Annotated in this window: 4 protein-coding genes; 3 read left to right on the forward strand and 1 reads right to left on the reverse strand. The window is 38.2% G+C overall.

Annotated features, from left to right (window positions below; genetic code table 11):
• Positions 1-300 precede the first annotated feature (300 nt).
• The gene (locus L2748_RS23030; protein WP_246616289.1) at positions 301-1467 is read right to left on the reverse strand and encodes a hypothetical protein; all 1167 of its coding nucleotides are present in this window, start codon (positions 1465-1467) and stop codon (positions 301-303) included.
• Positions 1468-2349: 882 nt separating this feature from the next.
• Between L2748_RS23030 and L2748_RS23035 the strand changes: the two genes are divergently transcribed.
• From L2748_RS23035 to L2748_RS23045, 3 genes are read left to right on the forward strand one after another with little or no spacing between them, the layout of a single operon-like run.
• A complete protein-coding gene (locus L2748_RS23035) occupies positions 2350-3090 on the forward strand; it encodes a response regulator transcription factor (protein ID WP_220783420.1) in 741 nt (246 codons plus the stop codon).
• Between the two features lie 2 nt (positions 3091-3092).
• Positions 3093-3764, forward strand: coding sequence for a response regulator transcription factor (locus tag L2748_RS23040; RefSeq protein WP_220783419.1), 672 nt, complete (start codon positions 3093-3095; stop codon positions 3762-3764).
• Entirely contained in the window at positions 3755-4825 is a 1071-nt protein-coding gene (locus L2748_RS23045) for an ATP-binding protein (RefSeq protein ID WP_246616288.1), read from the forward strand. Before L2748_RS23040 ends, L2748_RS23045 begins: the two co-directional genes overlap by 10 nt.
• Positions 4826-4845: the final 20 nt, after the last annotated feature.

Consider the following 4845-nt stretch of genomic DNA (forward strand, 5'->3'; position numbering starts at 1 on the left):
GTTTTGATTTACGGGTCATTTGTTCACCTTGTGTTTAGATGGGGATTATACCCCTTACATCTTGGTGTCCAAATTCACTATGCCACTACAACATACTAGCTCTATATAGTCGTGTTGGCTGCAGGTCATCATGCAGTGTCTCCTGCTATTAAGGTATTAATAGCAGAGTAACGTTCTTATTATTAGATAGCAAAAAGGCCTGTAATTTACAGGCCTTTAGTTTCCAAGAGAGCAAAGACAAATATAAGCAAGCTATCTAGGTTTATGGCGACTTAATAGTAAATCGCTTAGTATTAACTATTAGAAGTAGTAGCTAACACTGATGTTGAATAGCGAGTGGAAATCATCATCTTGGTTTTCGATACCTAGACCTGATTGACCGCCAATCCATACAGCATTCTTACCGTAGATGTGATCGACGAAAATGTAAAAATCAGAAACCGCAATGCTCATACCAGTAGTGTTAATAACAGAATCATTAAGATTTGCGTTAACATCAGTATCTGGAGTTAAGTGGCTGTAGTCATTGTAAACAGTGACTGTACCCCAGTCGTAACCGATAGCTTTAGCGATGTTTGCAGCAAAGATCTGGCCTTTTGCAGCAACTTCATAAGCGCCTTCACCCATCTTCATAGCGTACAGGCCGTCTTTGCCTTCGCTATCAAATTGGTCGTAATCATAATCAACCATTTGTAGCTGTAACTGGTAACCGCTGTATTGTGCATCTAGGCTTAAAGCGTAAGCAGTAGATGTGCCATTGTCATCATGTAGTGAATCGTAAATTTGACCGTATTCTAAAGATGCGCCAAGTTGTACGGTTAACTTGTCAAAGTCTAGAACATAAGACTGACGAATGTTGAAAGTATTCGTTTCTTCGTTGTTGTAAGTGTTTGTCTTTGTGCAGTTACCTTGAACATCGGTTGCTACGCAAATGTCACCAGAGAATGTGTCTGCAGCGTAACTACGCTTATCTTCAGCAGAGTATTCGCTGTTCTTGAAGAACGCGATTTCAGATGTCCAAGCGCCAGAGTTGTAAATTGCTTTAGCACCTAGATCGTAATCATCTTCAAAGCCCATGTAGTAGTTAATACTTTCCCACCAGTTGTGAGAAATAAAGCTCTTGTTACCAAAAGGCTTACCAATGATACCGCCTTGGAACTGCCAATCTTCAACACCATTGTAAGCAGCGTAAGCGTATTTTACGAAATGGTTGCTTGAAGAGTTTTTGAAAATGTACTTTGCGCTAGCAGTCCAGTTTTCACTGATTTGACTATCGATATCTAATTCTAAAGCATCAAATGCAAACTCACCGCCATTTGATTTAGAGGCTTGGTTAGCATCATCAACAAAATACTTAACCTTTAGTGCGCCACCTAACTCAACAGAAGGTTGGAAATCGTCTGCTACGGCAAAGGTAGGCGCGCCAAGCAATGCACCAATTAGAATCGATAACTTTAACTTTTTCACTTTTTATTCTCGCTAAATGAAATCCGACATTGGATTTAGAAGCTGAATAATATCGATATTTAAATGGGATATTGTGACTGAATACGCAATCAGAGCAGCGATAAAGTGTCGTTTGATTAATATTGTGAAGTGAGTAATCTTTTTTTGCTAGATTTACATAAGGAACGGCTTATTCAGCATTAGAGTTAGAGTTGCAGCTGACATTATGTAAGCTTGAAAACCTTCTTTTTAAGCATAAATCAAGTTTGTTTTTTGAACTGAAATGGTTTCCTACTAATTTTATTGAGTGAAAATTTCCAAAGTTAATTCACAACTTATGATTGGTGGTTTGACTATAAAAGAACCACTTTAGCTTTATTGCTTCTGGTCTATTTTCATAATGAAAGTTATTCAGTATAAATGAGGAACGCATGATCAACATATTGGTAAGCTGATAGACAAGGTTACCATCGCTTAACAGAGAAATTCGTGACTAGGCTAATATTTATTAAGTTCATTATAATTATTTTAATAGCTAGAACTAGAATTTCACAGCTGTTGAAATTAAAAAGGCCTTTATTGTCAATAATCTACCGGCTCCTTGGGTCTTGGCGCTAACTCTCGTGTAAAAAATACAGGTTTTTTACGTTAATTTAAGTATAAAGCTATTTACGTCAAAACTACGTCAAAATCCTTAGGTTAATACTCAAAATTATTATTTTTGTCGTCTAGGTAATAAGTCTTCATTAATCTTCTATATATGTGTAACTGATTTCAGTAGTGTTTAGGCTATAAATTTAACTTAGCTGATTTTTACATCATTTTAGTAATGTGTTTTTGTCAAATAAGCTTAAATGACAGATGTTAATAAAACATTTTAGCTAGCTATGAGGTTTTAGTTTTATGAAAGCTTTATTGTGCAATGAAGAGATGGATGCAACTCCTTTAGATCCGATTGCTTGTGTAAAGCAAGCTCTTTCCAAATATGGGGTTTCCGGGTTTTGGTTTCAAGGAGTGGCTAATAGCGCTTATGAAGATTATCACAACTGTGCCTTAAATAGACTGTTAACTCGAAAGATGCTGTTAAGTAGTGATGGCGTTATAACTTCATCTTTAACGGTACAAAAGCTTCATGAACAGTATTTAACCCGGGTTGCTGCGACGGATCCAAATTTTGTCAAAGCACTCCGATTAGACGCTCCTTATCATTATATATTGGATGATAGCGAACAAAGTAAAACTAGAACGTTATTCGGGCGTTATGGGATCCACTCTGTCATTAGTTGGCCGTTAAAACATTTTGCATCGAATATGTGGAGCTGCAGGTTCACGCTGCTTTCAAAACAATTTACTGAAGATCTAGATTTAGTGGGTATTGAAACGGTATTAAAACAAGCCAAGATGACACTGCTTGAAAATTATCACAGCGAAGTCACTCCCTATAGGCAGCATAAATTATTTAACAAAACGGCTATTCGGGCACTCCAGATGGCGGCTCTGGGGTTACAGAATGAAGAAATATCCCAAGAGTTGGATATGACTATCCGAGGTGTAGAATATCACTTTGAATCGATGAGGCATAAATTGTCGGCGACTAATCGGACTCATTTAGTTTATAAGGCGCATCAGCTGGAGATTATATAAAAATGCTCGTATTGCTTGTTGAAGATAATCAGTTACTGGCTAAAAATATTATTCAATACTTAGAGTTAATTGATATTGAATGTGACTATGCTGGCTCACTAGCACTCGCGGAAGAGCAAGTTTATGGTCGTCCATATGATGCGATTATATTGGATCTTAATTTGCCCGATGGTGATGGACTGCATGCCTGTAAGAGATGGAAAGAGCAACGCGTATTATCACCAGTTATTATGTTAACCGCGAGAAGTGGACTACAAGATAAGCTATTAGGTTTTGAGGTTGGCGCAGATGACTACCTGATCAAACCTTTTGCGATGCCTGAGCTTGTTGCGCGACTGCGTGTAGTGGCGGAGAGAAGGCCTGCTCCAAAGGTACTGCGTTTGGGAGAACTTGAATTTGATTTTGCAGGGCATACAGTACATAGGCTAGGTAAAGAGTTAGTATTATCACGCACAGGGTGGCAAATTCTGTCTTTATTGGCTAGACGTAGCCCTGAAATTGTTGAGCGTGAGGAAATTGAACGCATGTTGTGGCCTGATAGCCCACCAGACAGTGACAGCCTGAGAAGTCACATGCACCTACTTAGGAAAATAGTCGATAAACCTTTTGAACAACAATACTTACATACTGTTCGTGGTGTTGGACTATGTTTAAAGGTTGAACAATGTCTATAAATAATAAGATGAGTTTAAAGCGGGTATATCAATCCTATGGTGTGATATTTTTAGCTGTTACTTTACTTATTAATATCTTCATTCCTCTTTGTATGATGTGCACCGGCATGTTTAGTATGCACAGCATTACAATGAAAAGTGCTGCTCAGGCTGCTGAGCAGTATTTGGCAGAAACGGGTAAGCTTTATCAAACAGATAATATTAAAGTATACACAGATTGGAATAATGCACCAGAGCAAGTAAAATCTATTACTAATGGCATTATTCCAACAAACATTAATGAAGTTCAGTATCAACATTGTCACGGTAAGTTTATTGATGCCTTAATGGTGTATAAGCAAGATTCTGGTAAAAACTTATATGTTTGGCTTAATTATAATGCCACACATGATTTGGAGTTTGCCCCTAAGAATATGGCAGCGATTCTACTTTTAATCACGATGACTTTTGGCGTTGTAGCAAGTTTAGCTTTTCATTTGCAAAGAAGAGTTATTTCTCCAGTACACCAAATAAGTCGAGCAATAAAACAACATGACTGGCAGAAAATGCAACGCTTAAATTTTCCACAGCAATGCTATGCGGAACTACAGTCTATCGTTGATGCACTGGATATATCCATTAAGCAGTTAAAGGAATCCCAGCAGCGTGAACTGTCATTTTTACGCTTTGCGAGTCATGAGTTACGCACTCCAATAGCCATTTGCCAATCATCTTTTGATATTCTGACGCTGCAACATGGTGATTTAGAAGGACCTTTATTACATGCTAGTCAAGCCACAAGGCAGATGCGATCCATTACAGAAACCTTGCTGTGGCTGATGAGCTCAGAATGTACATCTCTGCAATATAGCCAAGTGAATTTAGCAGATCTTCTTCGGCAGGTTATTAGTGATCAACAAGCAGCTAAAGGGGACTATCAGCCAATTGAGCTGACATATGATGATACCATCATCAGCGTTCAACGAGAGCCGCTGACGATTATTTTAAACAATCTGATCTCTAGTACTAAAACTAGACACGGCACTAAGCAATGCTCTTTAGTTCGAATGCTTCTGGGCTGAGATAGCCATTCGCACTATGC

It is taken from the genome of Shewanella sairae (genome assembly GCF_023283535.1).
GTDB classification, from domain to species: Bacteria; Pseudomonadota; Gammaproteobacteria; order Enterobacterales; family Shewanellaceae; genus Shewanella; species Shewanella sairae.